The organism is Pelagibacterium montanilacus (assembly GCF_003992665.1).
GTDB lineage: Bacteria > Pseudomonadota > Alphaproteobacteria > Rhizobiales > Devosiaceae > Pelagibacterium > Pelagibacterium montanilacus.
In genome coordinates this window covers 131,133-157,425 of sequence record NZ_RZMX01000059.1, presented here as the reverse complement: position 1 = coordinate 157,425, position 26,293 = coordinate 131,133, and the positions used below count along the sequence as shown (strand labels likewise).

Here is a 26,293-nt window from a genome sequence, read left to right as displayed (position 1 = left end):
TGCGCCGGCACCCTTTCCGCTATTCACCGGTCCAATGCGGTTTCGCCTTGCCGATGAATGCCGAAACGCCTTCCCGAAAATCGCGGCTGCCATAGCAGAGCGCCACGAGATCGGAATCCTCGGGCATGGGCGCCGCAAGGCGTGCCATGCCGGTCTTGATCGCGCGCATGGTGAGCGGCGCGTGGGACAGGATGGTCCCGATGATTTCCTCGACCCGGCCCTCGAGCGCCTCGGGCGCGACGAGTTCGGCCAGAAAGCCCGAGCGGTGCAGTTCATCGGCGGTCAGCATCTCGGCCAGAACGATGAGGCGCTGGACGCGGGCGGGGCCCAGAAGCGCCGAGAGCCGCGCGATGTTGGCAATCGAAATGCAATTGCCCAGGGTGCGGGCGATGGGCAGGCCAAAGCGCGCCTCGGGGGTCGCGATGCGCACGTCGCACAGCGCGGAGAGCGCCAGCCCGCCCCCAACCGCCCAGCCCTCGACCACCGCGAGGGTGGGGACCGAAAGGTCCGCGAGTTTGGCGAGGATGGCTTCCATCTCCCGCTCGTAGCGCAGACCATCTTCGGCGCCCTCAAAGGCGGTGAATCGCGCGATGTCGGTGCCGGCGACGAAAGCCTTGCCCCCTGCCCCGCGCAGCACCGCGCAGCGGATATCGCGGTTGGCCGCGATGGTGTCGCAGGCGGCGCCGAGCTCTTCGTACATCTCCCAGGTCATGGCGTTGCGCGCCTCTGGCCGGTCAAAGACGATCCGGGCCACGGGCCCATCCACAGCGAGGGTGACGGCGCCGGCGCTCATTTGGAGAAGGCTCCGCGGCCCGAGAGGGCCTCGAACTCGGCGCTCATGCCGATTTCGGCAAGGATGTCGGCGGTGTGCTCGCCCAGCATGGGGGGCGGGAACCGCACCTGCTGGGGGGTGCCGCCCATCTTGACGGGAAAGCCCAGCGCCTTGATCGAGCCCTCGGCGGGGTGGTCGATCTCCATGACCATGTTGCGCGCCTTGGCGTGTTCGCTGCCCAGCGACTGAGCGAAATTGTGGACCGGGGCGGCGGGAACGCCCGCTTCGAGCAGGGCGTCGACCCAGTGCTCGACGGTGTTGGAGAGAAAGATCGGCTCGAATTCGGCCATCAGTTCGGCGCGGTTGCCCAACCGTTCGACATTGGAGACAAAGCGCGGATCGGCAAAGAGCTCGGGACGGCCCAGCACGGTGCAGAAGGCTTCCCAGAGCTTCTGGTTGGCCGCGCCGACGACGAGATAACCGTCGGCGGCCTTGACCGCCTGATAGGGCGCGCTCATGCGGTTGGCGGTGCCGATGGGTTTTGGGATCTTGCCCGTGCCCCAGTATTCGGTGACCTCCCAGACCGAAAGCGCCATGGCCGCTTCGATGAGCGAGGCGTCGATATACTGGCCTTCGCCGGACTTCTGGCGCCCGATATAGGCGCTCAGGATCGCGTAGATGGAAAAGAGCCCCGCGCCGAGATCGGCGACCGGAACGCTGCATTTTACCGGTTCGCCATCGGGCGTGCCCGTGGCGCTGAGCACGCCGGACATGGCCTGGGCGATGAGATCGAAGCCGGGGCGCTGGGCGTAAGGCCCGGTCTGGCCGAAGCCGGATATCGAGGCGTAGATGAGCCCGGGATTGATGGCACGCAGGGTGTCGTAATCGATTTTGAGGCGCTTGGCGACGCCGGGGCGGTTGTTCTCGACCAAGACGTCGGCGGTTTCGACGAGCTTGTAGAACACCTCGCGGCCGGCCTCGGATTTGAGGTTGATCTCGATGGATCGCTTGTTGCGGTTGAGCGCGAGGAACCCGGGGCTGTCGTCGCTGTTGAGGCGGAAGCCCATGGCGCGGCGGGTCTGGTCGCCGGTTTCGGGCGGCTCGACCTTGATGATGTCGGCGCCCATGTCACCCAGCATCATGCAGCAGAACGGGCCGGCCATGACCTGGCTGACATCGAGCACCCGCATTCCCTCCAGAGGCAGTCCGCTCACCGGCACACCTCACTGTTTCCGTCCGTGTTCAAGGCAAACCTCTCCCGTTCGCCGCGAGGGTGTCGCGGCGCCAAAATCGCGCTGTGCATCGCTGTTTCTCCTCCGGAAGGCTCCCGATCCTCCCTCGGGCTCCTCCGTTACTGCCAACGCAGAACCTTGCTAGAGCTGCGTCATTCCCGTTCTCTCGATGATCGAAATCATGGCCTTGGCGGCCTTGCTTCTGTGCTGGCGGTAGAGCTCGCGCGCCAGCGCGGCGTCTCCCTCCAGTATGGCCTCAACGACCGCGCGGTGTTCGCGGGTCGAGTCGACCGGCTTGGGCCGCAGCCGGAGCGTGAACATGCGCGCCCGGTGCGACTGCTCCCACACGCCCATGACCATGCCGGCGAGACGGCGATTGCCGCATTGCTGCACGAGGGCGAAGTGAAACTTTTCGTCCGCCTTGGCCCAGGTCTCGAGATCGTCGCGCTCGAGCGCGGATTCCATCTCGTCGCAGGCTTCGACCAGCAGGGCCACCTCGGCGCGCGAGGGCCGGCTGAGGGCCAGCAGTTCGGTGGCCATGGGCTCGAGGCTGACAAGGACCTCGTAGATTTCCTTCATGTCCTGGAGCGAAACCGGCAAGACGCGCATGCCGTGGCGCGGCACGATCTCGGCCAGCCCCTCCTGGGAGAGCCGCACCAGCGCCTCGCGCACCGGGGTGCGGGAGATGCCGTGGGTGTCGGCCAGAACCTTCTCGGTCACCTGCATGCCCGGAGCATATTCATTGTCCAGAATCTTGCGCTTGATGGCGGCATAGGCTGCCGCGGTCGAGGACATCGCCTCGCCATTTCTGCCAATATCTCGTTTTGCCAAAACATCCATATCCATTAATGTATACGTTATGGAACGCGATGCAAGCGCGAATTTTCAATATGCGCGTGCGGGACGGTTCACCCTTTTGCAGATTGACGCCGGGCCACGGGGCACCGATGCTGCGGCCCACCGTGGGGCGAACAAAGGGACACTTAATTGAGCCAGACACAGGGAACAACGAACGCGGCCCAATTCGTGATCGACCCCACCGAGCGCACGACGCTGGCCATCGAGGACAGCGAGGCGGTCTTTCCGGTCAACCGGCTGTTCTGCATCGGGCGCAATTATGCGGCCCATTCGGTGGAGATGGGGCACGATCCGGACAAGGAGCACCCGTTCTTCTTTTTCAAGCATGCCGGGGCGGCGCGCAGCGACGGGCAGTTCCCCTACCCGCCCAAGACGGCCGACGTGCACCACGAGATCGAGATGGTGGTGGCGCTGGGCAAGGGCGGGCGCGACATCGCGGTCGCGGACGCGCTCGATCACGTTTTTGGCTATGGCGTGGGGCTGGACATGACGCGCCGTGATTTGCAGGCGGAGGCCAAGAAGGCCGGACGGCCCTGGGAGGTCGCGAAGTCCTTCGACGATTCGGCCCCCTGCGGGGTGCTGGTGCCTGCGAGCCTGATCGGCCATCCCGAGCACGGCGCGGTGGTGCTCAAGGTCAATGGCGAGGTGCGCCAGCAGGGCGACCTCAACCAGATGATCTGGAAGGTGCCCGAGATGATCGCCATTCTCTCGCAGTATTTCGAGCTCAAGGCGGGCGACCTGATTCTCACCGGCACGCCGGCGGGGGTGGGGCCTGTCCAGCGCGGCGATCGGCTCGAGGGCACGATCGAGGGCGTGGGCGCGCTCGCGGTGACGGTGATCTGACCCCTACCAGACGACCGGGCGGGTTTCTCCCGTCTGCACGTTGACGAAGCCTTGGGGAATCTCGGGTCGGGGCGCCACCAGCACCCAGCGCCAGGGCGAGCAGGTTAGGGTTGCGAACTTGAGGAATTCGGGGAAGCCCGGCGTCCAGAGACTGAGCGCCGAGGGCTCGAACATCCATTCGACATGGGCGGCAGCGGCGTAGAAGGCCTGCATCGATGCGGCGAAGGCTTCGGCGGGGCGCGCCGTCATCAGCCCGCCGACCTCGAGGGCAACATCGGCAACCAGTTCGCCCCGGTGGACCAGCGCCCAGCCGCCATCGATCTCGCCCAGCCGATTGACGGCCATGGCCATGGCGGCGTCGGATGAGCCGACGGCCCAGATATTATGGCTGTCATGGGCGACCGAGCAGGCAAGCGCGGTATCGGGATCGGCCGGACCGCATCCGGTCCAGAACATCCTGGCCACTTCGCCCCTGCCACTGTAGCGATCAACGACCGCCCATTTGGTGATCTTGCGGGCGGGATCGCGCTGAACCCCGCCATCGGCAACGGCCAGTTCCTCGATGAGAAAATCTTCGTTCCAGTGGAAGGGACGCAGGACCGCGGCGTTCATGGTCTTACGGCCCAGCGCGGCGGGAATCGCGAAATCCGAGGCCGCCAGCGTTCGGCCCAGATTTATCGTGCCGGTCGCCCAGCCGGGCCAGTCGACGCGCGCGCCCGGGCCGACGTAACGCTTGCCGTCCGAGACCCGCTCGCCATCGGCATAGACATGGGCGATCGACACGGAGGGCACGTCCTCGAGCAGGACGATGTCGGCATAGCGCCCCGGCGCGATGGAGCCGACCCATTGGGCGATCCGCATGTGGCGCGCGGGGTTGATGGTGGCGCAGCGCAGGGCGGTTTCAGGGTCGAGCCCATGGGCGATAGCGTGCCGGACATTGTGATCGGCGGCGCCCAGTTCCAGGGTTTCGGTGGCAGTGCGGTCGTCGGTGGTGAACGCGATGTTGGACCAGTCGGTGAGCCCGCGCTCAATCAGGCCGGGAATGATCATGCCATAGGAGAAGGGGCGCAGCTCCACGAAGATGCCGGCCATGAGCCGGTCCCAGGCTTCATCGAGCGCCCAGACCTCGTGGTCGGACGCAAGGCCCGCGGCTGCGAAGGCGGAGATGTCATGGGGATCGACAAGACCCGAGCCATGGCCTTCGACCACGCCGCGATTGGCGAATGTGGCGCCGATCATCTCCCACATGCGGGTATAGCCCGGGTTGGCCGGATCGGAGACGGCCGGCCAGTCCATGACCTCGTCCAGCCCGGTCACCGAGAGGTGCGAGGCAAGGAAGCCGGCCTGATCGGAGCCGCGATAGTGGCCCCCCGTGTGCTCCCAGGCGCTGGGGGGCACCGCAGAGCCGGGCTGGATGAACACCTTGAGCGGGGAGCCTGCCAGACGGGCCTTTTGCCAGAACTCGATGTTGCGGGCGCCATCGACATTGCCGAATTCGTGGCTCGCCTCGCAGGTCCAGGTGTTGCCGCGCGGCAGGACCAGTTCGGCCTCGTATTCGGGCGTGAGATGGGTGGATTCGATGTGCTTGTGGACTTCTCCGAAGCCGGGGACAGCCGAGAGGCCCGGATGGGAGACCCGTTCACGCGCCTCGCCCCGATAGCTGCCGCGCGGGCCCACATAGGCGATGCGGCGACCCGAGACCACGATCTCCTGATCGTCCAGCCAATGGCCGGTATAGCTCGAAAAAAGCCGCCCGACCTCGATCACCCGGTCGGCGGGCGCGCGGCCCAAAGCCACGCTCAGCAGAGCCTGGCGGATGGCGACCTCGTCGGAGGGGTCGAGCACGAGATCGTCGGGCGCGCTCATATCCGGGTCAGGGTCTTGAGCTGGCTGGCGCGCCGGCTTCGATAGGAAAACAGGATCAGCGCGATGACGGTCACGACGAAGGGGATGGTCTGGATCATTTCGCCGGGCATCCAGCGGACGTGGTTGGGCATGACGATGGCCAGCGCTTCGAAAAAGCCGAACAGAAGGGCAGCCAGCAGCGCTCCCACCGGATGGCGGGCGCCGAGCAGCACCGCGCCCAGCGCGATGAAGCCCCGGCCCGCGGTCATGTCGCGGGTAAAGCCGACATAGTTGAACATGGCGAGCTGAGCGCCCGCGAGCCCGGCAAAGGCGCCCGAGCCGATCAGCGACCACAAGCGGACCTTGTTGACGGGAATGCCGGCCGCTTCGGGCGCGGTGGGATATTCCCCAACGCCGCGCAGCCAGAGCCCATAGGGCGTGCGATAAAGGACGTACCAGACACCAAAGACCGCGAAGCCGGCAAACCAGGTGAGCGTGGAGTGTCCGGAAAACAGCTGGAACAGCACAGGCCCCACGAGGGGAATGGCTTCGAGGAACGGCAGGTGAATGGCGGGGATCGCCTTTGAGGGCAGGTTGATCGAGGTGCCCTTGTCTCCGCCCGTCGCCATGGCCAGCGCAAACACCGTGCCGCCGACCGCGAGAATATTGACCGCAAAGCCCACGAGAATGATGTCGGCCTTAAAGCGCAGATGGAAAAGCGCCATGAGCGCCCCGAGCAGGGCCCCGGCAAAGAGCCCGGAAAGGACGGCTACATACCAGGGCGCATAGACCGAGACGATGACCGCGGTGAGCGCGGCGATCAGCATCATGCCCTCGAGCGCGACATTGAGCGCACCGCCCAGATCGGACAGCAGCCCGCCCAGCGTGGCGAGCAAGAGCGGCGTCGTCGTCCGGATGACGGTGAACAGGAAGGTGGTCGAAAAGACGGCCAGCAGAAGGTCGATCATCGGGAGCCTCCCGCGGCGGTGGAGGGGTCGGCCTCGCCGCGCCCCAGGAGGCGGGCGATGAACCGCCGTCCGGGGAGGGTGAAGGACGAGGCCACCAGAAGGATGACGAGCGCCTGGACGACCGCGATCATTTCGCTGGGCACGTCCGAGCGGAAGCCCATGAGCTGGGCGCCCTGGCGCAGATAGCCATAGGCGAGCGCGACGAAGGGCACGGCCAGCGGGCGGTTGCGCGCGACGATGGCCACGAGGATGCCCTCAAAGGCCAGGTTGCCGTCGAAGTCGATGGCGAGCTGGCCGAAGGCGCGGCCCTGGACAAACACCGCACCCAGCAACCCACCGACGGCGCCGGCGGCGGTCATGGCGCTGACCATGATGAAATTGGCCTTGATGCCGGCATATTCGGCAAAGCGGGGATTGTGCCCCACGAGGCGCAGTTTGAGGCCCCACGCCGTGCGGTAGAGCGCGAACCAGACGATGGCGACGGTCACGAGTGCAATGACGATGCCCAGATCGAACCGGGTGCCCGGGATGATGGCCGGAAAGACCGCGGTTTCGGGAAAACGTGCGGTCATCAGCTGGCCGGTATTGGGCGGGGCCAGATGAGCGCGCACCATGTAGTTGACCACCAGTATGGCAATGTAGTTGAGCATGAGCGAGGACACGATCTCGCTGGCGCCGAACCGGGCCTTGGCATAGCCCGGGATGAACCCGTAGGCCGCGCCCGCAATCATAGCGGCGATGATGGCGAGCGGAATGGCGGCAAAGGTGGTGCCGATGGGCGACATGGCCACCAGCGTGGCGCACAGCCCGCCCAGATAGACCTGGCCCTGAACCCCCAGCGCGAACTGTCGCGCCTGGAACACGAGGCTGAAGGCGATGCCGGTGAGCGTGAGCTTGGCAACGTCGTCCACCCACAGCCCGATGGTGCGGTTGCTCGATAGGGGCGAAGTCACCAGCGTGGAAAACGCCTGCCAGGGGTCGGCCGATGTGCCGAGGATGATGAGGAAGGCTACAGCCAGTGCCATTGCCAGCGCCACGAGGGCGCGGCCCAGTTCGGCGCGAAAGACCTTGAACCTGTCCGGGCGCGAGGCTGAAGCGGTCATCGCAGGGCTGCCTTCATCGTCGTCTCGTCCTGGGTTTCGAGCCCGAGCATGAAGGCGCCGAGGGTTTCGGCGCTCAGATCCCCGGAGTTGATGAACGCGGCGACGATGCGGCCGCGGTAGAATACAACGAGCCGGTCCGAGAGGGCCAGAAGCTCGGAGAGGTCCGCCGAACTGAGCAGCACCGCCGCCCCGGCATCGCGCGCCCTGGTGATCGAGGCCCAGATGAACTGGGTGGCCCCCAGATCCACGCCGCGGGTGGGCTGGTTGACCAGCAACAGTTCGGGCTGCTCGGCAAGCTCGCGGGCGACCACGACCTTCTGCATGTTGCCGCCCGAAAGCGTGCCCACCGCGAAGGCCGGACCGCCGACGCGGATCGAGAACCGGTCGATCAGGGCAATTGCGTTGGCTCTGATCGCCTTGAGGTCGAGCACGCCGCGGCGCACGAAGCGCGGATCGCCCAGGCGCGTGGCCACGAGATTTTCGGCGACCGTGGCGCCCGGGGCGAGCCCTTCAGCCAGCCGGTCCTCGGGAATGGAGGCAACGCCCCTGCCCCGGCGATCGAGCACGCCGAGCGGGACGATGTTTTCGCCCTTGAGGCGGATTTCGCCCGAGGTGACGGAGCGAAGCCCTGCCACCGCCTCGAGCAGTTCGGCCTGCCCGTTTCCCTCCACGCCCACGAGACCGACGACCTCTCCGGCATAAACGTTCAGACTCAGGTCCGTGGCGAGAGAAACGCCGGCTTCGGACTGGATCGAGACGGTATCGATCTCGCAGGCGCGGCCGCCGTCGGACTGGCTCCTCTCGACGCCAAGGCTCACCTCGCGGCCGACCATCAGCGTGGCGAGCTCCTTTTCGGTGACCTCGCTGGTGGCGACCTCGCCGACCGTGCGGCCGGCGCGCATGACGGTGATCCGGTCCGATATGGCGAGTACTTCGGGCAGCTTGTGGGCAATGAAGATGACCGTGCGGCCCTGGGCGACGAGCGCGCGGATAGCCACGAACAGTTCCTCGACCTCCTGGGGGGCGAGCACGGCGGTGGGTTCGTCGAGAATGAGGATGCGGGCGTCGCGATAAAGGGCCTTCAAAATCTCGACGCGCTGCTGCTGGCCCACGGGGAGATTGGAAACCCGTGCGAGCGGATCGACGCGCAGCTTGAACTGATCGGAGAGCGCGCGCACCTGGGCGATGGCCTTTTCGCGGTCAAAGCGGATGCCGGAGCGCGGTTCGGATCCCAGGGCGACGTTCTCATAGACCGTGAAGGAGGGCACGAGAGAGAAATGCTGGAACACCATGCCGATGCCCGCATCGATCGCCTCGCGCGGATTGGCAAAGGCAATGGGCTTTCCCTCCAGCCGCAACTGGCCGGCGTCTGGCTGTTCGAGCCCGAACAGGATCTTCATCAGCGTGGACTTGCCCGCGCCGTTCTCGCCGACCACGGCATGGATCTCGCCGGCACCAACGCTGAGCGAGACCCCGTCATTGGCGACGGTGCCGCCCGGATAGATCCGGGTTATGGACTCGGCCTGGAGCAACGGCGGCATGGGCAGTGCCTCCCGATAGGAGCGGGGGCGCCGGACCTGCCCGGCACCCCCCTTTGGGCGTTACATCGCAGAGTCGACTTCGATGTCGCCGGCGATGATCTGCTGCTCGATCTCCTCGATCTCGGCCCGGACGTCCTCGGGGACGATGGCCTCGTACTGGGCATTCTTGGAGATGCCCACGGCGCCATCGGCAAGGCCAAGCAGGAGGGTTTCGCCATATGTGGCGGTTCCCTCGATGGTCTGCTCGAGGGCGGTGTAAAGCGAATCGCCGATCTTCTTTTCCACGGAGGTGAAGATCACGTCGGCCTGGGCCTGGTCGGTGTCGGCAAAGATGGTGGCCTGATCACTGTCCACACCGATGGCGAGCTTGCCTTCGTCGCGGGCCGCCTGCAAAGCGCCGATCCCTGTTCCGCCAGCGATGGGGAAGACGATATCGGTGCCCTGGGCGAACTGGGCCAGCGCCAGTTCCTTGCCGCGGGCCGGATCGGTGAAGTCGCCGGCCACAGCGCGGACGAGATCGACGTCGGGATCGGCGGCAAGAGCGCCCTGTTCAAATCCGTAGACGAATTCCAGAATGGTGTGGCCTTCGACGCCCAGAATCTGACCGATCTCTCCGGTCTCGGAAATGCTGGCCGCGGCGTAGCCCGCGAGATAGGCCGCATCGGACACCTGATACTGGATGCCCATGATGTTGGAATAGTCGCCGGCCGTGTAATCGGGCGTATCATCGAACAAGATGAACTGCTTTTCCGGATAGTCCGGGGCGAGATCGGTCATGAAGCCGAGCATTTCCCAGGTTCCGGCGATCACCACGTCGTAGTCGCCGTCGGTGACGTCCGCCAGAGCAGGCTGCCAGCGCGAGCGCTCGAGCCCGGCTTCCACGATGTTGACGGTGACGGGCAGTTCTTCGGCGGCGCGGTTCAGGCCCTCGGCGGCGCTGTCCAAAAAGCTCTTGTCGCCCAGCGTGCCGTGGACGACGAACGCCACCTTGAGCGGATTGTCCTCGGTGTATTCCTGGGCGAGGACCGCACCTGCGGATACGGAGGTCAGAAGTCCGGCGGCGAGAGCGAGGCCGAAACCTCTGCGTGCTAGGGTGAAAGTCATGGTATTGGCGCTCCTGTCAGAAGGGTTGGGCTGGTTTCCGGTCGGCGATCGAGTGTGCATAGAACTCCACCACCCGATCGAGCCGGGCGGTTTCCACAAGCGTGACGGGCGGCGTTCCCAGCCGTCCGGACGGATCGACGAGCGTCATCCCGCGCGCGAGACCCGGCGCGAGAACCACGGCGACCGACGCCTCGATGGCGCGGGTGACGATGGAGGGATCGATGACCACGGCCGCGGCCAGGGGATCGACAAAGCGGAAGACATCGCCCCCGCCATAGCCGGCAATGATGCTGCGCGCGTGGCTGACCAGGGCGCGGGAGAACTCGGCTTGCGGGCTATTGGCCGTGCGGCCCAGGAGGGCGTCGACGTCCGGCCCGTCCATGAAGTGAGAGACGCACGGCTCCCACGGGACGACGAGGGTCTCGATATCGGCCTCAAAGACGATGGCGGCGGATTCGGGGTCGGCGTAGATGTTGAACTCGGCCGCCGGGGTGGTGTTGCCGCGGCCGTGAAGCGTCCCGCCCATGATGGTGAGCCGGCCAATGCCCGAGACGATGGACGGCTCGAGCCGCAGCGCGGTGGCGAGGTTGGTGAGCGGGCCGATCATCAGGATATCGACCTTCTCGCCGCGCGCGGCGGCATCCCTGGAGCTCGTGCGCAGAAATCCGATGGCATCGGCGCTCCGAAGTTCTGGCAGGCTTGCCGGGCGGGGGGCGCCGCCCAGCCCGTCCTCGCCGTGAATGTATCTGGCGTCGATCACCGGCTGGACGAGTGGCGCATGCGCGCCCTGATGGACCGGAATATCCCCTGCTTCGGCCACGGCCAGAACGGCGAGGATGTTGCGCGTGGCCGCATCGCAGCCAACATTGCCGAACACTGTGGTGATGGCGTCGGGCGCGCGATCATTGGCCAGCAGCATGAGCAGGGCCTGGGCGTCGTCTACCCCGCCATCGGTATCGAGGATGAGCCGGTTGGGGGCCATCAGGCGACCTTTCTGGCGGTTTCGACGCGGGTCCAGAACGCTTCATAGGTGGTTGAATAGGCCGACCGGATCTCGGCGAGATCCTTGCGCACGAGCTTGCGATCGGCGACGAGCTGCTCGCCGGCAACCCAGACGTGGCGCACATCGCGCCCCGAGCCGGAATACACGAGCAGGGTTTCGATATCGGGGGTTTCCGAATACCCGGCGCCCGACAGATCGATGGCAATGATGTCGGCGGCCTTGCCGACCTCGAGAGACCCGGTCTCCCCGTCGAGCCCGAGTGCGCGCGCGCCTTCGATGGTGGCCATACGCACCAGATCGGCACTCGAGATCGGCTGGGCCCGGTTTTCCCGGTGCGAGGCCACGAGTCCGGCGACGCGCATTTCGGAAATCATGTCATAGGCGTTATTGGCCGCGACGTTGTCGGTGCCCAGCGCCACCGTGACGCCCTTGTCCCGCAAGGCAATCGCGGGGCAGATGCCCGCACGGCCCGAGCGCAGGCCGGCGGACGCGCAATAGGCAACCGAGGCCGCCGGCGCACGGGCGAAAACCTCGATATCCTCGGGCGAGAGATCGAGGCAATGGGCCGCGTGGACGCGAACCGAGAAAAAGCCGTCCTGCTCGAGGGCCTGCGTGGCAGTCAGCCCATAGCGCTCCAGCGTTTGAGTGTTGTCCTCGGGGCCGGCGGCCATGTGCAGGTGCAGCCCGCAGCCATGGGCCCGGGCCAGCTCGATCTCGGCCTTGAGCAGGGTCTCGGAATTGTCGACATACGGCGCGTGGGGGCCGATCCAGGGCACGATCCGCCCATCGGAGGACCGCTGCTGCCCGATGAAGGCGCGAGCCTTGTCCAGTTCGGCAAGGCCATGGGCTTCATCGCCCAGCTCGACGATACCGTAGGCGATGACCGCGCGCATGCCCGACCGGGCGACCGCGGCTGTGATCTCGGAGGCGAAGAAGTACTGTTCGCAAAAGGCGGTGGTGCCAGAGAGGAGCATTTCCGCACAGCTCAGCTCGACCGCAGGACCCACATCGGACCCTTCCATGACCAGTTCGGGCTCGCGGATGGCGTTGTACCAGCCTTCCATGGTCAGGAGGCTCTGGCCCTCGGCGCGGCCGCGAAAGAGGATCATGGCGGCATGGGTATGGGCGTTGACGAGGCCCGGCATGATCAGATGCCCATCGAGGTCATGAACGGTGTCGAAGTCCTCAGGAGCGGGGGCCGAACCAGCCGGCCCGAGCGCCGCGATCCGGCCCCCGGCAATGGAAATCCACCCGCCTTCGAGCACGGTGCCAGCTCTGTCGACGGTCAGGATCGTCGCGTTATTGAGGAGCACAGATGCCATTTGACCTCGCTTGGTAAAGCGGTTTACTTAGCGATCTAACACCATGGTTCCGGGCGATGTCAAATGCATTCCTGCCAGAAATGCACAGCCGATAAGCGCAACACGGAAATGCACATTCTGCATGCATCGGGGTGGCGGGTTGCCCAAGGGGGGCCGTGGTGAGCTCCCGAAACCCCTTTGTTGCAGATCGAAAAGCAAGGACGCGCTTCGAGGACGGGGAGGCAGCATTCGGCGAGGCGCTTCGCGCCGCGGCGGCCCCCTATATTGCCACGGATGCAGACAGCGTGATCCCACGCGCGGCGGCGCAGGGACTGGTCGAGCGGTTCGGCCTGGGCTCGACGGACCAGTTGATGGTCCATCTGGTCGCCCTCGCCGCCGAGCGCGCCACCCCTCCGTTGTCGGGCTTTCACGTGGGCGCGGTGGGGCTGGAGGCCGAAACGGGCGCCCTTGTGCTGGGATGGAATCTCGAGTTTCCCGGCGCACCGATCGCCATGACGATCCATGCGGAAGGCTTTGTGGCCACACGCGCCTATGCCCGAGGCAACAGGCTCGCGCGCATCGCAATTTCAGAGGCGCATCCCTGCGCCCATTGCCGGCAATATCTGTGCGAATTCGACTGGCGGGACGAGATCGAGCTGATCGATCCGCTCGGGCATCGGCTGATGCTCGCCGATCTTTACCCCTGGCCCTTCGATCCGGCCTATCTGGGCGGATGCGGGGCCGTGCCCGGCCGGACCTCGGCCCATCCGGTCGCGCATGGATGGACGGTTGATGGCGCGGTGCGCGATGCGCTGCTCGAGGCTGGGGCGCGAAGTCACACGCCTTATTCGCAAGCGCCTGCGGCGGCGGTTATCGAGATGCGCGACGGAACGCTGTTGAGCGGGGTGGCCATCGAAAGCGTCGCGTTCAACCCGACGATGACGCCGATCCAGGCTGCGCTGATCGCGCTCGTTGCCCATGGTTATGACTATGAGGACATCGCGCAGGTCCATGTGGGGGCCGACCCATCGGGGCCGGTGGACCACGGAGCGGCCACGCGCCAGCTTATGGGTGCTCTGGCGCCCGACGCGGGTGTATCGATCCTGGCATGGTCACGCGGCGCAGCCGGGAACAAGGAGGGCGGGCATGGCCACCCTCAGTGACGTGGCGCGGGAGGCGGGGGTTTCGCCCACTGCGGTGTCGCGCTATCTCAACAACCGGATCGAGCTGCCCCAGATTACAACCGACCGGATCGACGCGGCCATCGCCAAGCTCGACTACCGGCCGAACCTCCTGGCCAAGCGGCTCTCGACGGGCAAGACCGAGGCGATTGCGCTGGTCACCCCCGAGATCGCCAACCCGTTCTTTGCCGAACTCGCCGCCGCGATCGAGCAGGAGGCCGAGCGGCACGGTTATGCGGTCTACATCTCGTCCACGCGGGGTTCGCGCGAGCGCGAGATCGCGGCGATCAACCGGCTGCGCGACCAGCATGTAGACGGGCTGATCATGATGACCAACGAGCCCGACGACGGGCGGCTGGCCACGCTGTTGCGCAAGCGCTCGAACGTCGTGATCCTTGACGAAGACATCCCCGGGGTGGATGTGCCGCGGATTTTTGTGGAGAACGCCCAGGGCGCCTATCTCGCCACCAGGCACCTGATTGATGCCGGGCACCGCGACATCGCACTGGTTTCGGGGCCGGAGACGCTGTTTTCGGTAAAGGAGCGGCGCGAGGGCTTTGCGCGCGCCATGGCCGAGAGCGGCCTGCCGATCCGGCCTGACTGGGTGCTGCTGGGCGCCTATACGCGCGCGTTCGGGCACGAGGCCGCCCAGCGCCTGCTGACCGGGCCCGACCGGCCCAGCGCCATCCTCGCCTGCTCGGACTATATCGCCATCGGCATCCTCGAGGCCACCCGGCGGATGGGGCTTTCGGTGCCCACCGATCTGTCGCTGGTCGGGTTTGACGACATGCCCTTTGCCGAACTCGTCCATCCGGCCCTGACCAGCGTCCGCCAGCCTATCGCGGAGATGGGACGTCAGGCGGTCGAGAAGATCATGGCGATGATCGCGGGCAAGGCCCCGCCTCCTTCCCTCACCCGGCTGCCGGTGGAACTCGTCATCCGGCATTCGGCCGCGCAACCAAAAGGATGAACCAGCAATGACAAAACCCTCCGTCCTGATCGCCGGCGAATCCTGGACCGTGCATTCGATCCACCAAAAGGGGTTCGACAGCTTTACCACCACCGAATACGCCGAGGGCGTGGGCTGGCTGCGCGATGCGCTGGAGGCGGCGGGCTGGGACGTGGCCTATCAACCGGCCCATATAGCGGCCCGGGATTTTCCCCACACGCCCGATGAACTGGCGCGGTTCGACTGCGTGATCCTCTCGGACATCGGCGCGAATACGCTGCTGCTGCACCCGGACACCTTCGTGCGTTCGGTGCCCCTGCCCAACCGGCTGGAGACGATCCGGGACTATGTGGCCAATGGCGGCGGGCTGGTGATGGTGGGCGGCTACCTGACGTTCCAGGGGATCGAGGCCAAGGGCCAGTATGCGGGCAGCCCGGTCGAGGAGGCGCTGCCCGTGACGCTGTCGCGCCATGACGATCGGGTCGAGACCCCCAACGGGATCGCGCCGGTGGCCAGCGATCCGGCCCATCCTGTGGTGACCAAGATCACCGGCGCCTGGCCGGACCTTCTGGGTTACAACCGCGTATCACCCAAGCCCGGCGCGACGGTTGTCGCCAGCGTTGGCGAGGATCCGCTGATCGTTTGCGGCACCCATGGCCGGGGCCGTTCGGTGGCCTTCACCTCCGATTGCGGACCACACTGGGCGCCGCCGAGCTTTGTGGAGTGGGACGGCTACGGTGCGCTGTGGGCGGGGATCGTGGACTGGGCCGGCTGCCGGCGCTAAGCGCCGGCCCCGAGCCCCGAGGCGTTTTCAGCGCTTCTTGAGCTGTTGTTCGCGGAAGTAGATGAACAGGCCCGAGGCCACGATGATGGCGGCGCCGACCAGCATGGTGAGGCGCGGGAGGTCACCGAAGAACAGATAGCCCAGGATGATGGCCCAGGGCAGCAGCGTATATTGCAGTGGGGCGACCACGGCGGCATCGGCCAGCTTGACGGCACGGTTCACGCACATATGGGCCAGCATGGCGACCACGCCCAAAAGCCCCAGAAGCAGGAAATCGGGGCCGGTCGGGGTGACCCATCCGAAGGGCGCGGTAACCAGCCCGATGCCCGCCGCGCCGGCGATCTGCCAGAAGACCAGGGTCTTGTCGGGCGTGTTGCGCAGGGTGCGCCCGGTGATCACGATCATGGCGAAGGACAGCGTGCCCAGAACCGCCACGACGATGGCGATGGGCTGGACCTCACCGGAAGGGGTAAGCGCGATCAGAACGCCGGCAAAGCCGATGGCGATGGCCGTCCAGCGCACGATGCCGACCTTTTCCTTGAGCAGGAAGGGCGACATGGCGGCCACGTAGATGGGGGCGGCGAGCCAGTAGGTCATCACGTCGGCAAGGGGCAGGAAATAGACCGCCCAGTAAAAGCAGAAGACTTCCGCCGACGAGAAAAGCACCCGGGCCGCCTGCAGGCGGGGGCGTTCGACCTCGACGAGCGACTTGAACCCCACGCTCCAGATGAAGGGCAGAAGGATGACCATGGCGACGAGGGAGCGCAGCAGGAGCACCTGACCGACCGAATAGGTCGAGACCAGCCATTTGCCCATGGCGTCGTTGAGCGAGAACAGGAACATGCCCAACAGCATGACCAGAATGCCCAGCCGCGTCGGGGACATGGTCGTCAGCTTCGCGCCTCCAGCGCTCATATCGTCTCTCCTTCCCTTTTGGTATCGGATATCCTGCGGATGGCGTCGGCGCGCTCGAAGTTTTCGGGAAGCAGCGCGATGCCCAGCCCCGGCGCGTCGGACAAGGTGATGTGCCCGTTCTCGACGCGGGGCAGATCGGTGACCAGTTCGGTGTACCAGCCAGAATAAAAGGCCCGGACCGATTCCTGGATCAGCGCATTGCGGGCGTGCAGCGAGAACTGGCACGAGGCCATGAAGACCACGGGGCCGGTGCAATCGTGGGGCGCGACGGGAATCTGGTGGGCTTCGGCCATGCCGGCGATCTTGCGCGCCTCAGAGAGCCCGCCGCACCAGGACAGATCGAGCATGGCGACGCCGGCCACGCCGGTCGCGAAATAGTCGCGGAAGGCATGGGGATAAGCGAGGGTCTCGGACGCGCAGACCATGGCGCGCGAATCCTCGGCATAGGATTTGAGAGCGTCGAGGCTGTCCATGCGGACGGGGTCCTCGTGCCAATAGGTGTCGAATTCAGCGAGCGCCCGCGCGATGCGCTTGGCGGCCGGCAGGCGCCAGAGCGAGTGGAACTCGACCATGATGTCCATCTTGTCGCCCACCGCCTTGCGGATCTTCTCGAAGGGCACCAGCGCGGTACGGAGCTCGTCGGCGGAGATATCGAGCCCATGGGTGCGCTCGGCGGCGATGTCGAAGGGCCAGATCTTCATGCCGGTGATGCCCTGCTCGAGCAAGGAATCGGCAAGCTCGTCGGCGGTGTGGAGGAAGCCGTCGAGATCCTCATAGGGGCCGGCAGCCGCCTGACCCACGCCCCAGTTGGCGACGGCCTGGGCGCGCGCATCCCGGACATAGCGATAGCCCGCGCAGGTGTTATAGGTGCGTATGGTCTGCCGGCTCTGCCCGCCGAGAGCGATCGAGACCGGTACGTTCATGGCCTTGCCGAAGATGTCCCAGAGCGCGATGTCGACCGCGGAATTGCCGCGGGTTTCCACCCCTGCCCCGCGCCAGCCCAGATAGCCCAGAAGGTCGCGGTTGATCGCCTCGATCTGGAGCGGATCGCGTCCAACCAGCTTGGGCGCCACGGTTTCGTGGATATAGGCCTCCACGGCTGCGGCGCCCATGAAGGTCTCGCCCAGACCGGTGATTCCCTCATCGGTGTGCACGAGCACCCAGACGAGATTTGCGAACTCCCTGAGGCGCAGGGTTTCAACGGATACAATCTTCATTTTTGCAGTCCTGATTCACAAACAGGCGGGGTGTGCCATGTCTGGCACACCCCGCCCTCTCCGCCTGAGCGACATCGCGACGTCATCGCGGAACTGATTCCGGGATGGTCGCGATCCCGGTTCTAGTTCCGGATGTCTTCGAGGGTGGCGAGCATGCGCTCGACAGTCTCTTCGCCGATCTCTTCAGCGTGGCGATCATAGACCGCTGCGGTCGCTTCGCGGATCTCGGCCATCGCTTCTTCGGAGAGTTCGTTGACTGCCATGCCGGCGTCGATCACGCGCTGCAGGGACTGCTCGGATAACTCGCGGCTGGCCTGACGCTGGACGTCACGCCCTTCGACGGCGCAATCGATCAGAATCTGCTGCTCTTCTTCGGAATAGGTGTCGAAGATGGGCTTGGAGAACAGCACCATGAACGGCGTATAGGCGTGGTTGGTGACCGAGAGGTAGTCCTGAACCTCGAAGAATTGCGAGGTGTCGATGGTCACGAACGGGTTTTCCTGAGCGTCGATGGCGCGGGTCTCGAGCGCAGTGAACACTTCACCGAACGCCATCGGCGTGGCGTTGGCGCCCAGCGTCTGGAAGGTGTCGAGGAAGATGTTGTTCTGCATGACGCGGACACGAAGGCCCTCGAAATCGGCAAGGGTCTCCACCGGACGCACCGAGTTGGTGAGGTTGCGGAAGCCGTTTTCCCACCAGGCGAGATTGACGAGCTGGGAGTCGGGCATCATGTCGGAGATGTACTGTCCGAATTCGCCGTCCAGCACTGCGTCGGCTTCCTCGGCATTGGCGAACAGGAACGGCAGGTCGAACACGCCGAGCGCCGGCTCGATGCCGGTGATCGGGGACGTGGAGGTCACGACCATTTCCTGTGTGCCCGACCGCAAGGCCTGGGTGGCCTGAAGGTCGTCGCCCAGAGCCGAGCTCCAGAAGGCGTTGAGTTCCCATGCGCCGTCGGTGGCATCGGTCATGCACTGGCGCATGACTTCGACGCCGTCACCGACCGGATGATCCTCGGCGATGCCGTTCGACACGGTGATCGTGCGCTCGGAGATCTGGGCGTGGGCGGGAAGCGCCACACCGACGGCCAGCACGGCGGCCAGCGAAGTTGCGATAACGGTTTTCATTTTTAGCTCCTCCAATGAAGTTTCTGGTTGGTGGTTGGTGGTTCTTGGATGCCGGCCCGCGTCAGCGCAGGAACTCAAGCGGGACGGTCACAAGTTCGGGGAAGATGATGAGCAGGATGAGCACCACGACCTGCGCGAGCAGGAAGGGCATCACCCCGCCGATCACCTTGCCGAGCGGAACGCGCGCAACGCCGCTGACGACGTTGAGCACGACCCCGACAGGCGGCGTCATCAGCCCGATGCAGGTGGTCATGACGAACACGACACCGAAATAGACCGGGTCGATCTCGGCCATGCGCACGATGGGCATGAGAACGGGCGCCAGGATCAGGATCGTGGGCGCGAGATCGAGCACGGTGCCAAGGACGAACACGATCGTGATGATGACGAGCATAAGCAGCTTGGGATTGTCGATCAGCGGTTCGACGAGATTGCCGATCTCGGCGGGAATGTTGGCGCGGGTGATCAGCCATGAGGTGACCAGCGCGGCCGCCACGAGGAACAGGACCACCGACGTGGTCTTGGCCGCGTTCAGGAACACCTGGTAGAGATCGGCCAGCTTGAGCTCGCGATAGACGAACATGCCCACAAAGAGCGCATAGACCGCCGCGATCACCGCTGCTTCGGTGGGGGTGAAGACGCCGAAGCGGATGCCTCCGAGGATGATGACGGGCATCATCAGCGCCCAGCCGGCCTGCGCGGTGGCCTTGAGGCGTTCCTTGCCCGAGCGTTTGGGCAGGGTCTTCACGTCCTCCTTGCGGGCCACGAACATCCACATGGCGACCAGCGAGAGCGCCATCATCAGGCCCGGCACGATACCGCCCATGAACAGGCCCGTGATCGAGACGTTGGCGGCGACGCCGAAGATGATGAAGGCGATCGAGGGCGGAATGACCGGCGCGATGACGCCGCCTGCCGCCATCAGACCCGCAGCGCGCGGCACATTGTAGCCGGCTTCGCGCATCATGGGGATGAGGATCGAGGCGAGCGCGGCGGAGTCCGCGGCGGCAGACCCCGAGAGCGAGGCCATGATGACAGCGGCGATGATGGCCACGATGCCCAGCCCGCCCCTGATGTGCCCTACGCAGGCAATGGCGAAGTTGACGATGCGGCGCGAGAGCCCGCCCGCGTTCATCAGCTCGCCGGCCAGAAGGAAGAAGGGAATGGCCAGAAGGGTGAAAGTATTGGCCCCCGTGATCATCTGCTGGGCGACGATCTGGGTATTGAAGATGTCCATGTGCCACATGAGCACGATACCGGTGAACATCAGCGAGAAGGCTACCGGAACACCGAGCGCAAGCGCGCCGAACAGCGAGGCGAGGAAGACCGCCAGAATCATTTGACGCGCTCCGCTTCAGCAGCAGGTTCTTCGAATTCGCCGGCAAAGCGGGCGACCTCGGCGTCGGTCATCCTGCCGGTGAGGATGCGGATGACGCGGATCACCGCAATCAGGGCGATGCCTGCCGAGGTGAAATAGCCGATGCCGTATACCCAGATCAGCGACATATCCACGACCGCCGCGCGCGAGGACGCATTGATGGGGTGCTGCACCCAGGTGCCGTGGAAGAAGACGGCAGCACAAAGAAGAATGATGAGATTGCTGATGAGCATGCACACTAGGCGGCCGCGCCGGCCAAAGAGCCGGACCATGGTCTCGACCCCGATGTGGGAATGCTCGTTGAAGGCGAGCACGGCGCCGGTGAAGGCCAGCCACACGAAGAAATAGCGCGACATCTCCTCGGAGAAGTTCAGCCCCGAGTTGAAGCCGTAGCGCAGCACCACGTTGAGGAAAACCATTGCGACCATGCCGGCCAGAAGGGCAACGAGCACGATCTCGACCAGCCGGACGAGCAGGTTCACGGCCTTATCCATCGGGATGCTCCCGCATCGCCATAGGCGCCGAAAGGCAGGACAAAGCCAGCATTCCTTCTCCTCCCACTGTCGGGGTCGCTTGCCCCGTCCGTCCGCTCATTGAGGCGGCAGATGACTTGATGATCTTGTGGTTCGATAGATGAAAGCGTATGTCATTGTCAAGCGCCGGCCAGTGATATAATGTCCGCGGCGGAGGAGACTATGTCCAAAAAGACACGCAAATACAGCGCAGTAACGCTGAACGATGTCGCACACGCCGCCAATGTTAGCGCCGTCACCGCGTCACGGGCGCTGCGCACACCCGAGATCGTCGCGCCCTCGACCGTGGAGCGGGTGAAGCGGGCGGTGGACACGCTGGGCTATGTTCCCAACCCGGCCGCGCGCGCGCTCGCCTCCTCGATCACGGACACGATCGGGGTCATCATCCCATCGGTGACCAATTCCGTCTATGCCGATGTGCTGCGCGGGCTTTACGACGTGATCGATTCCACCCCCCTGCAGGTCCAGCTCGGCAATTCGCGCTACATGAACAGCAAGGAAGACGAACTGATCCGGCTGTTTGCCGCCCAGAAGCCGCGCGGACTGATCATCACCGGCATCGACCAGTCCGAACCCGCGCGGGTGCTGCTCGATTCACTGGACTGCCCGATCGTGCAGATCATGGAAGTGGGCGCCGACCCGGTCGACATGATGATCGGGTCCAACCACCGCAAGGCGGCCCGGGAGGCCACCGAGCACCTGATCGCGGCGGGCTACCGGCGCATCGCGTTTTTCGGGGCCCGGATGGACCCGCGCGCGCAACGCCGGCTCGACGGCTATGTGGACGCGCTGACCGAGGCGGGGCTGCTGGACGAAAAACTGATCTTCACGACCACCCGCCCCTCCTCCGTTTCCGCAGGAAGCGCGATGTTTTCCGACTTTCTGGGGCTGGACGTGGAGGTGGACGCCGCCTTTTCCAACAATGACGACATTGCGCTGGGCATATTGTTCGAATGCCAGCGCCGACGGATTCGGGTGCCCGAGCAGATGGGCATCATGGGATTCAACGACCTCGAGATGGTTGCCGCCAGCATGCCGTCGATCTCATCGGTCAGGCTGGACCGCTATGGCATGGGGCAAAAGGCCATGGTGATGCTGCTGGCGGCCATCGAGGGCAACAGACCGGAGCCTGCGGTGCTCGACATGGGCCACGAGCTCAAGATCCGCCAGAGCACCGCACGACAGAAAGGACTTGAGACCTAGATGCATATTCTCATCATCGGGGCGGCCGGAATGGTCGGCCGCAAGCTGACCCAGGCCCTGCTTGCCACCGGCACGCTCAACGACAGCCCGATCACAACGCTGACGCTGGCCGATGTCGTGACGCCCGAGACCCCGGATGCGCCCGGCATCGCGATCGACGCGCGCGCGGTCGACATATCGCGCGCCGAAGTGGCCGAGGACCTGGCCGCGCTACGCCCGGACGTGATCTTTCACCTCGCAGCCATCGTCTCGGGCGAGGCCGAGCAGGACTTCGAGAAGGGCTATGCGATCAATCTCGATGGCACGCGGTTCCTGTTCGAGGCGATCCGTGCGCAGAGCGATAGGGAGCGCTATTGTCCCCGTGTGGTGTTCACCTCATCGATCGCGGTGTTCGGGGCCCCCTTCCCCAACCGGATCGGCGATGAATTCTTCCTCACCCCGCGCACCAGCTACGGCACGCAGAAGGCGATCGGCGAACTGCTGCTGGCCGACTATTCGCGCCGGGGCATTCTCGACGGGGTGGGCATCCGCCTGCCCACGATCTGCATCCGTCCGGGCAAGCCCAACAAGGCGGCCTCGGGCTTTTTCTCGAGCATCCTGCGCGAGCCGCTGGTGGGCCTGCCCGCCGTGCTGCCGGTCGAGGACAGCGTGCGGCACTGGCATGCCAGCCCGCGGGCGGCGGTCGGGTTCCTGCTGCATGCGGCCCGGATCGACACCGCGGCGCTCGGGCACAGGCGGAGCCTGAACATGCCGGGGCTGTCGGCGACCGTGGCCGAGCAGATCGAAGCGCTGCGCCGGGCTGCGGGCGACAAGGCCGTGGCGCTGATCCGGCGCGAGCCGGACCCGATGGTCGCCGAGATGGTGGACGGCTGGGCGCGGGATTTCGACACCTCGCGCGCGGTGTCGCTGGGCTTTGAGGCCGAGCGCTCGTTCGCCGAGATCATCGCCATCCACATCGAGGACGAACTCGGCGGCCAGCTTCCGGGCTGACCAGGACGCCTTATCGCAGCACGAAGGGCTCGATTTCGTCGAGCATGTCGGCCGGCAGGGGCGTGCCCAGGGCCTTGAGGTTGCGCTCCAGTCCGGCGGCCCGGTGGGTGCCGATCAGAACCGAATCGACCACGTCGCAGGCGAGCGGGAAGTTGAGCGCGGCCTCGGCGAGGGTGAGCCCATGGCGGGCGACAATGGTTTCGATGGCGTCGACGCGCTCGCGGATATCATCATCCGCGGGGGCGTAGTTGAACCATGCGGTGCCCGAGGCGCCTGTTGCGAGGATGCCCGAGTTGAAGACGCCCCCCACCACCAGCCGCGTCCCGCGCTGGCGGCACAGGGCAATCAGCTCGGCCTCGGCGGTGCGGTCGAGCAGAGTGTAGCGGCTGGCGAGCAGGATGCAGTCGAGATCGGCATGCGCCATGACGTCGAGGCAGACTTCGTTCTCGTTGACCCCGAGCCCGACGCGCCCGATTTCCCCGCTTTTGCGCAGCTCCTCGAGGGCGCGCACGCCTGAATTGAGGAAGGTGCGCAAATGGCCCGAGGCCGCGTCCTTATGGGCAAAACGGCCCAGATCGTGGACATAGGCGATGTCGATGCGGGGCAGGCCCAGACGCTGATAGCTGTGCTCGACCGAGCGCATGATCCCTTCGTAGGAATAGTCGTAGACCACCTCGAAGGGCAGCGGCGCGGCGGGCTCGTCGGCGACCGAGCGGCCAGCGGGATCGGGGCGCATCAGCCGGCCGACCTTGGTGGACAGCACATAGGAGCCCGAAGGCTTGTCGCGCAGGAAATCGCCCGTGCGGCGTTCGGACAATCCGCGCCCGTAAAACGGGGCCGTATCGAAATAGCGCAGGCCCGCGCTCCAGGCCGCCTCGAGCGTTTCCATCGCTTCAGCGCGCGTGACCGGCGCGTAGAGACCTGCGATATTGGCGCAGCCCATGCCGATGGGCCCCAGGGGAATTTGCGGTTCGGTCATGGGGGCTCCTGTTCGCTGGCTGTCGCCTGATCCTTCACATGGCTACTGTGATCGATCAAGGGTGCGATTGTTCCAGCCCCGATTTTCATTGGCCCGCGAAGCGACTATGCTGGACGCCCTGCCCCGGAGATGACGTTTTGCGCGCACTGCCCGTATCGCCATTCCTGCTCAAGCGCATCGTGCTGTTCTTCATCGTCTGGCTGGCGATGGCGGGCGTGTCGGTGGGCGACGTGATTGCGGGGCTGGTGGTGGCGACGCTGGCGGCCTGGCTGAGCTTTGCATTGGTGCCCCCGGGCGACGCGCGTCTCAATATGGTGCAGCTGGCGGCCATGGCACCGGGATTTCTCTGGCGCTCGCTGCTCGGCGGGCTGGACGTGGCCCGGCGGGCCATCGATCCGCGCATGCCGATTTCGCCCCACTGGATTGCCGTGCCCACCAGCCTGCCGGACGGCGGATTGCGGGCGACGCTGGGCAGCGAATTCAGCCTGATGCCCGGCACGCTGGTGGCGGGTTCCTATCGCAACGTCCTGCTGGTCCATTGCCTCGACACCAACCCCGGCGCCCGCGACCAGGTGGTGGCCGAAGAAGCGCGGCTGCGCAGGGCGCTGGGTCTGCGGCGGGCCGCACCTGCACATGAGTGACTGGTATCTGGCCATAGGCATCGGGCTGCTGCTGACCCTCGCGGGCGCGCTGTTTCGCGTATGGCGCGGGCCCGATGCCGCAGACCGGATGATGGCGGCCCAGCTGACCGGCACGGCGGGAATCGCGCTGGTGGTGATCCTTGCGGCGGCGAGCGGGGACTGGGCGATGCTCGATGTTGGACTCGTGCTGGCGCTGCTCGCGGCGCTGGCGGCGGTGGCGTTCGTGAAGGCCGCAAGCCCCAATGGAGCCGGCGATCCCGAGGAGGACGACCTTTCGTGATCCTCGACGCCATCACCATGGTGCTCACTCTCGGCGGGCTGGCGTTCTTTGCCGCCGGAACGCTGGGGCTGCTGCGCTTTCCCGACACCCATTCGCGGCTGCACGCGCTGACCAAGGCCGACAATCTCGGGCTCGGGCTGATCGTTCTTGGACTGGCGCTGCAGGCGGGGACGCCGGGCAACGCAATCAAGCTGGTCTTGATCTGGGCGCTGGCGATGATCGCGGCGGGGACCACCGCGCAACTGATCGCCCGCAGCGCGCTGGTCAGCAATCTGCGCAAGGATGACGGGGACCGCACCCGATGATCGCAAGCGGGTTCGACATCACGGTTTGCGTGCTGCTGTGCCTGTGCGCGCTGGCGGCGGTGACGGGGCGCGACACGTTCCGGGCGATCGTGTTCTTCATCGTCTATGGGCTGCTGATTTCGGTGGCGTGGCTGAGAATCGACGCGATCGACGTGGCACTGGCCGAAGCGGCGATCGGGGCGGGGCTGACCGGGGTGCTGTTGCTGGGTGCGTTTGGGCAGATGGGCAGCGCCGACACGATGGCGCGCGAGCCCAGGGGCGCGGTGCTGATCGCGCTGGTCGCGGGCGCGGGCATCGGCGCGGCGGTGCTGTTTGCGGTGCAGGGTCTTCCGCCCGAGGGCGCGGGGCTGACTGCAGAGGTGCTCGCCCAGCTCGAGGCGAGCGGGGTCGGCAATCCGGTGACGGCAGTGCTGCTCAATTTCCGGGGCTACGACACGCTTTTGGAGAGCATCGTGCTGCTCGTGGCGCTGATCGGGGTGTGGAGCGTGGCGAGCGAGACGGGATGGGGCGAGCGGCCGGGCATCGTCCACCACGCGCGCGCCGGGGGGACGCTGCAATCGTTCGGGCGCTTCCTGCCTGCGATCGGGCTGGTGATCGGCGCCTATATCGTGTGGGCGGGCAGCAGCGGACCGGGCGGCGCCTTCCAGGGCGGAACGGTCCTGGCGGCGGTGGCGATCCTGACGATCCTTGCCGGGCTCGTCGATGCGCCCCGGGTGACAACGCGCTGGCTGAGATGGGCGCTGGTGATGGGCCCGGGGGTGTTTCTCGGGGTGGCGCTGCTGGGGCTGTTCGGGGGCGCCTTCCTCGTCTTTCCCCAGGCGGTGGCCTATCCGGCGATCGTGGCGATCGAAATCGTTCTGACCGCATCGATCGCGCTGACGCTGGTGCTGCTGGTGCTCGGCCCGCCGCGCGAGGCACCACAGTGATGGGCGGGGATCCTATCATCGCGAGCTGGCTGGTTTACGGGTGCTGTGGCGCGGTGCTGGTGGGGCTGGGGCTTTTCGGCTTCATGCGTCCGACCACGACCCTGCGCCGGGTGCTGGCGTTCAACATCGTGGGGTCGGGGATTTTCCTTCTGTTCGGCGCGACGGGCTACCGGGTGCCGTCCACGGGCGCGGACCCCGTGCCCCAGGCGCTGATCATCACCGGCATCGTGGTCGCGCTGGCGGCCACCGCGCTGGCCGTCGCTCTGATGCTGGCGCTGGCCCGGGTGTCGGCGGGACGGGACGAGGACGCATAGG

At 65.9% G+C, this 26,293-nt stretch carries 27 protein-coding genes; 11 read left to right on the top strand and 16 right to left on the bottom strand.

What is annotated here, in order from left to right; all coding sequences use genetic code 11:
- Positions 1 to 19: 19 nt before the first annotated feature.
- The 3 genes from EO136_RS16750 to EO136_RS16740 all read right to left on the bottom strand — a co-directional run bounded on the left by EO136_RS16750 (position 20) and on the right by EO136_RS16740 (position 2,799).
- On the bottom strand, positions 20 to 793 hold the full coding sequence (locus EO136_RS16750; protein WP_127145534.1) for an enoyl-CoA hydratase/isomerase family protein: 774 nt from the start codon (positions 791 to 793) through the stop codon (positions 20 to 22).
- A complete protein-coding gene (locus tag EO136_RS16745) occupies positions 790 to 1,962 on the bottom strand; it encodes a CaiB/BaiF CoA transferase family protein (protein ID WP_206513367.1) in 1,173 nt (390 codons plus the stop codon). The genes EO136_RS16750 and EO136_RS16745 overlap by 4 nt, the downstream gene beginning before the upstream one ends.
- 183 nt (positions 1,963 to 2,145) lie before the next feature.
- Positions 2,146 to 2,799, bottom strand: a complete 654-nt coding sequence (locus tag EO136_RS16740; RefSeq protein WP_206513359.1) for a GntR family transcriptional regulator — start codon at positions 2,797 to 2,799, stop codon at positions 2,146 to 2,148.
- 192 nt (positions 2,800 to 2,991) lie between these two features.
- On the opposite strand from EO136_RS16740, the gene EO136_RS16735 reads away from it, so the two are divergent.
- Entirely contained in the window at positions 2,992 to 3,705 is a 714-nt protein-coding gene (locus EO136_RS16735) for a fumarylacetoacetate hydrolase family protein (protein ID WP_127145531.1), read from the top strand.
- Positions 3,706 to 3,708: 3 nt separating this feature from the next.
- On the opposite strand, the gene EO136_RS16730 is transcribed toward EO136_RS16735, so the two are convergent.
- From EO136_RS16730 to EO136_RS16700, 7 genes are read right to left on the bottom strand one after another with little or no spacing between them, the layout of a single operon-like run.
- Positions 3,709 to 5,571 (bottom strand): adenine deaminase, encoded by a 1,863-nt coding sequence (locus EO136_RS16730; RefSeq protein ID WP_127145530.1) that lies wholly within the window; start codon positions 5,569 to 5,571, stop codon positions 3,709 to 3,711.
- A complete protein-coding gene (locus EO136_RS16725) occupies positions 5,568 to 6,518 on the bottom strand; it encodes an ABC transporter permease (protein ID WP_127145529.1) in 951 nt (316 codons plus the stop codon). Before EO136_RS16725 ends, EO136_RS16730 begins: the two co-directional genes overlap by 4 nt.
- Positions 6,515 to 7,621, bottom strand: coding sequence for an ABC transporter permease (locus EO136_RS16720; protein WP_127145528.1), 1,107 nt, complete (start codon positions 7,619 to 7,621; stop codon positions 6,515 to 6,517). Before EO136_RS16720 ends, EO136_RS16725 begins: the two co-directional genes overlap by 4 nt.
- Positions 7,618 to 9,162 (bottom strand): ABC transporter ATP-binding protein, encoded by a 1,545-nt coding sequence (locus EO136_RS16715; RefSeq protein ID WP_127145527.1) that lies wholly within the window; start codon positions 9,160 to 9,162, stop codon positions 7,618 to 7,620. The genes EO136_RS16720 and EO136_RS16715 overlap by 4 nt, the downstream gene beginning before the upstream one ends.
- Positions 9,163 to 9,222: 60 nt before the next feature.
- On the bottom strand, positions 9,223 to 10,266 hold the full coding sequence (locus tag EO136_RS16710) for a BMP family ABC transporter substrate-binding protein (RefSeq protein ID WP_127145526.1): 1,044 nt from the start codon (positions 10,264 to 10,266) through the stop codon (positions 9,223 to 9,225).
- A 16-nt stretch (positions 10,267 to 10,282) separates the two neighbouring features.
- Entirely contained in the window at positions 10,283 to 11,248 is a 966-nt protein-coding gene (locus EO136_RS16705) for a nucleoside hydrolase (RefSeq protein WP_127145525.1), read from the bottom strand.
- Positions 11,248 to 12,591, bottom strand: a complete 1,344-nt coding sequence (locus EO136_RS16700) for an amidohydrolase family protein (protein WP_127145524.1) — start codon at positions 12,589 to 12,591, stop codon at positions 11,248 to 11,250. Before EO136_RS16700 ends, EO136_RS16705 begins: the two co-directional genes overlap by 1 nt.
- Before the next feature lie 158 nt (positions 12,592 to 12,749).
- Here EO136_RS16700 and cdd point away from each other — a divergent pair, with 158 nt between their 5' ends.
- The 3 genes from cdd to EO136_RS16685 are packed head-to-tail and all read left to right on the top strand — an operon-like array spanning position 12,750 to position 15,484.
- Entirely contained in the window at positions 12,750 to 13,733 is a 984-nt protein-coding gene (gene cdd / locus EO136_RS16695) for a cytidine deaminase (protein ID WP_164730658.1), read from the top strand.
- Entirely contained in the window at positions 13,717 to 14,721 is a 1,005-nt protein-coding gene (locus tag EO136_RS16690; RefSeq protein WP_127145522.1) for a LacI family DNA-binding transcriptional regulator, read from the top strand. The genes cdd and EO136_RS16690 overlap by 17 nt, the downstream gene beginning before the upstream one ends.
- A gap of 7 nt (positions 14,722 to 14,728) precedes the next feature.
- Positions 14,729 to 15,484 carry a glutamine amidotransferase gene (locus EO136_RS16685; RefSeq protein ID WP_127145521.1) on the top strand — a complete coding sequence of 252 codons (756 nt, stop codon included), beginning with the start codon at positions 14,729 to 14,731 and terminating at the stop codon, positions 15,482 to 15,484.
- A gap of 27 nt (positions 15,485 to 15,511) precedes the next feature.
- Here the strand turns inward: EO136_RS16685 and EO136_RS16680 are convergent, their stop codons facing one another.
- From EO136_RS16680 to EO136_RS16660, 5 genes are all read right to left on the bottom strand, one after another.
- Entirely contained in the window at positions 15,512 to 16,399 is an 888-nt protein-coding gene (locus EO136_RS16680; RefSeq protein ID WP_127145520.1) for a DMT family transporter, read from the bottom strand.
- A complete protein-coding gene (locus EO136_RS16675) occupies positions 16,396 to 17,616 on the bottom strand; it encodes a mandelate racemase/muconate lactonizing enzyme family protein (RefSeq protein ID WP_127145519.1) in 1,221 nt (406 codons plus the stop codon). Before EO136_RS16675 ends, EO136_RS16680 begins: the two co-directional genes overlap by 4 nt.
- A 122-nt stretch (positions 17,617 to 17,738) precedes the next feature.
- Positions 17,739 to 18,743 carry a TRAP transporter substrate-binding protein gene (locus EO136_RS16670; RefSeq protein WP_127145518.1) on the bottom strand — a complete coding sequence of 335 codons (1,005 nt, stop codon included), beginning with the start codon at positions 18,741 to 18,743 and terminating at the stop codon, positions 17,739 to 17,741.
- 61 nt (positions 18,744 to 18,804) lie between these two features.
- Positions 18,805 to 20,082: a TRAP transporter large permease gene (locus EO136_RS16665; RefSeq protein WP_127145517.1), complete on the bottom strand. Its 1,278-nt coding sequence runs from the start codon at positions 20,080 to 20,082 to the stop codon at positions 18,805 to 18,807.
- Positions 20,079 to 20,615 carry a TRAP transporter small permease gene (locus tag EO136_RS16660; RefSeq protein WP_127145516.1) on the bottom strand — a complete coding sequence of 179 codons (537 nt, stop codon included), beginning with the start codon at positions 20,613 to 20,615 and terminating at the stop codon, positions 20,079 to 20,081. The genes EO136_RS16665 and EO136_RS16660 overlap by 4 nt, the downstream gene beginning before the upstream one ends.
- Before the next feature lie 201 nt (positions 20,616 to 20,816).
- Between EO136_RS16660 and EO136_RS16655 the strand changes: the two genes are divergently transcribed.
- Together EO136_RS16655 and denD are read left to right on the top strand one after the other, a co-directional pair.
- Entirely contained in the window at positions 20,817 to 21,857 is a 1,041-nt protein-coding gene (locus EO136_RS16655; RefSeq protein WP_127145515.1) for a LacI family DNA-binding transcriptional regulator, read from the top strand.
- The gene (gene denD, locus EO136_RS16650; protein ID WP_127145514.1) at positions 21,858 to 22,847 is read left to right on the top strand and encodes a D-erythronate dehydrogenase; all 990 of its coding nucleotides are present in this window, start codon (positions 21,858 to 21,860) and stop codon (positions 22,845 to 22,847) included.
- A 10-nt stretch (positions 22,848 to 22,857) separates the two neighbouring features.
- Here denD and EO136_RS16645 read toward each other — a convergent pair whose 3' ends face one another.
- Positions 22,858 to 23,826, bottom strand: a complete 969-nt coding sequence (locus tag EO136_RS16645) for an aldo/keto reductase (protein ID WP_127145513.1) — start codon at positions 23,824 to 23,826, stop codon at positions 22,858 to 22,860.
- Positions 23,827 to 23,963: 137 nt separating this feature from the next.
- Between EO136_RS16645 and EO136_RS16640 the strand changes: the two genes are divergently transcribed.
- Genes EO136_RS16640 through EO136_RS16620 form a run of 5 tightly spaced genes read left to right on the top strand, consistent with a single transcriptional unit; the run spans position 23,964 to position 26,292 of the window.
- Positions 23,964 to 24,467 (top strand): Na+/H+ antiporter subunit E, encoded by a 504-nt coding sequence (locus EO136_RS16640; protein ID WP_164730657.1) that lies wholly within the window; start codon positions 23,964 to 23,966, stop codon positions 24,465 to 24,467.
- A complete protein-coding gene (locus EO136_RS16635) occupies positions 24,460 to 24,747 on the top strand; it encodes an MrpF/PhaF family protein (protein WP_127145511.1) in 288 nt (95 codons plus the stop codon). The genes EO136_RS16640 and EO136_RS16635 overlap by 8 nt, the downstream gene beginning before the upstream one ends.
- Entirely contained in the window at positions 24,744 to 25,052 is a 309-nt protein-coding gene (locus EO136_RS16630) for a monovalent cation/H(+) antiporter subunit G (RefSeq protein ID WP_127145510.1), read from the top strand. The genes EO136_RS16635 and EO136_RS16630 overlap by 4 nt, the downstream gene beginning before the upstream one ends.
- Positions 25,049 to 25,978 carry a hydrogenase subunit MbhD domain-containing protein gene (locus tag EO136_RS16625; protein WP_127145509.1) on the top strand — a complete coding sequence of 310 codons (930 nt, stop codon included), beginning with the start codon at positions 25,049 to 25,051 and terminating at the stop codon, positions 25,976 to 25,978. The genes EO136_RS16630 and EO136_RS16625 overlap by 4 nt, the downstream gene beginning before the upstream one ends.
- The gene (locus tag EO136_RS16620) at positions 25,978 to 26,292 is read left to right on the top strand and encodes an NADH-quinone oxidoreductase subunit K (protein ID WP_127145508.1); all 315 of its coding nucleotides are present in this window, start codon (positions 25,978 to 25,980) and stop codon (positions 26,290 to 26,292) included. The genes EO136_RS16625 and EO136_RS16620 overlap by 1 nt, the downstream gene beginning before the upstream one ends.
- The last annotated feature ends 1 nt before the right edge of the window (position 26,293 follow it).

Coding starts and splice junctions, on each gene's coding strand:
- EO136_RS16750 (WP_127145534.1), bottom strand. CDS start 793: ATGAGCGCCGGCGCCGTCACCCTCGCTGTGGATGGGCCCGTGGCCCGG.
- EO136_RS16745 (WP_206513367.1), bottom strand. CDS start 1,962: ATGCGGGTGCTCGATGTCAGCCAGGTCATGGCCGGCCCGTTCTGCTGC.
- EO136_RS16740 (WP_206513359.1), bottom strand. CDS start 2,799: ATGTCCTCGACCGCGGCAGCCTATGCCGCCATCAAGCGCAAGATTCTG.
- EO136_RS16730 (WP_127145530.1), bottom strand. CDS start 5,571: ATGAGCGCGCCCGACGATCTCGTGCTCGACCCCTCCGACGAGGTCGCC.
- EO136_RS16725 (WP_127145529.1), bottom strand. CDS start 6,518: ATGATCGACCTTCTGCTGGCCGTCTTTTCGACCACCTTCCTGTTCACC.
- EO136_RS16720 (WP_127145528.1), bottom strand. CDS start 7,621: ATGACCGCTTCAGCCTCGCGCCCGGACAGGTTCAAGGTCTTTCGCGCC.
- EO136_RS16715 (WP_127145527.1), bottom strand. CDS start 9,162: ATGCCGCCGTTGCTCCAGGCCGAGTCCATAACCCGGATCTATCCGGGC.
- EO136_RS16710 (WP_127145526.1), bottom strand. CDS start 10,266: ATGACTTTCACCCTAGCACGCAGAGGTTTCGGCCTCGCTCTCGCCGCC.
- EO136_RS16705 (WP_127145525.1), bottom strand. CDS start 11,248: ATGGCCCCCAACCGGCTCATCCTCGATACCGATGGCGGGGTAGACGAC.
- EO136_RS16700 (WP_127145524.1), bottom strand. CDS start 12,591: ATGGCATCTGTGCTCCTCAATAACGCGACGATCCTGACCGTCGACAGA.
- EO136_RS16690 (WP_127145522.1), top strand. CDS start 13,717: ATGGCCACCCTCAGTGACGTGGCGCGGGAGGCGGGGGTTTCGCCCACT.
- EO136_RS16685 (WP_127145521.1), top strand. CDS start 14,729: ATGACAAAACCCTCCGTCCTGATCGCCGGCGAATCCTGGACCGTGCAT.
- EO136_RS16680 (WP_127145520.1), bottom strand. CDS start 16,399: ATGAGCGCTGGAGGCGCGAAGCTGACGACCATGTCCCCGACGCGGCTG.
- EO136_RS16675 (WP_127145519.1), bottom strand. CDS start 17,616: ATGAAGATTGTATCCGTTGAAACCCTGCGCCTCAGGGAGTTCGCAAAT.
- EO136_RS16670 (WP_127145518.1), bottom strand. CDS start 18,743: ATGAAAACCGTTATCGCAACTTCGCTGGCCGCCGTGCTGGCCGTCGGT.
- EO136_RS16665 (WP_127145517.1), bottom strand. CDS start 20,082: ATGATTCTGGCGGTCTTCCTCGCCTCGCTGTTCGGCGCGCTTGCGCTC.
- EO136_RS16660 (WP_127145516.1), bottom strand. CDS start 20,615: ATGGATAAGGCCGTGAACCTGCTCGTCCGGCTGGTCGAGATCGTGCTC.
- EO136_RS16655 (WP_127145515.1), top strand. CDS start 20,817: ATGTCCAAAAAGACACGCAAATACAGCGCAGTAACGCTGAACGATGTC.
- denD (WP_127145514.1), top strand. CDS start 21,858: ATGCATATTCTCATCATCGGGGCGGCCGGAATGGTCGGCCGCAAGCTG.
- EO136_RS16645 (WP_127145513.1), bottom strand. CDS start 23,826: ATGACCGAACCGCAAATTCCCCTGGGGCCCATCGGCATGGGCTGCGCC.
- EO136_RS16635 (WP_127145511.1), top strand. CDS start 24,460: ATGAGTGACTGGTATCTGGCCATAGGCATCGGGCTGCTGCTGACCCTC.
- EO136_RS16625 (WP_127145509.1), top strand. CDS start 25,049: ATGATCGCAAGCGGGTTCGACATCACGGTTTGCGTGCTGCTGTGCCTG.
- EO136_RS16620 (WP_127145508.1), top strand. CDS start 25,978: ATGGGCGGGGATCCTATCATCGCGAGCTGGCTGGTTTACGGGTGCTGT.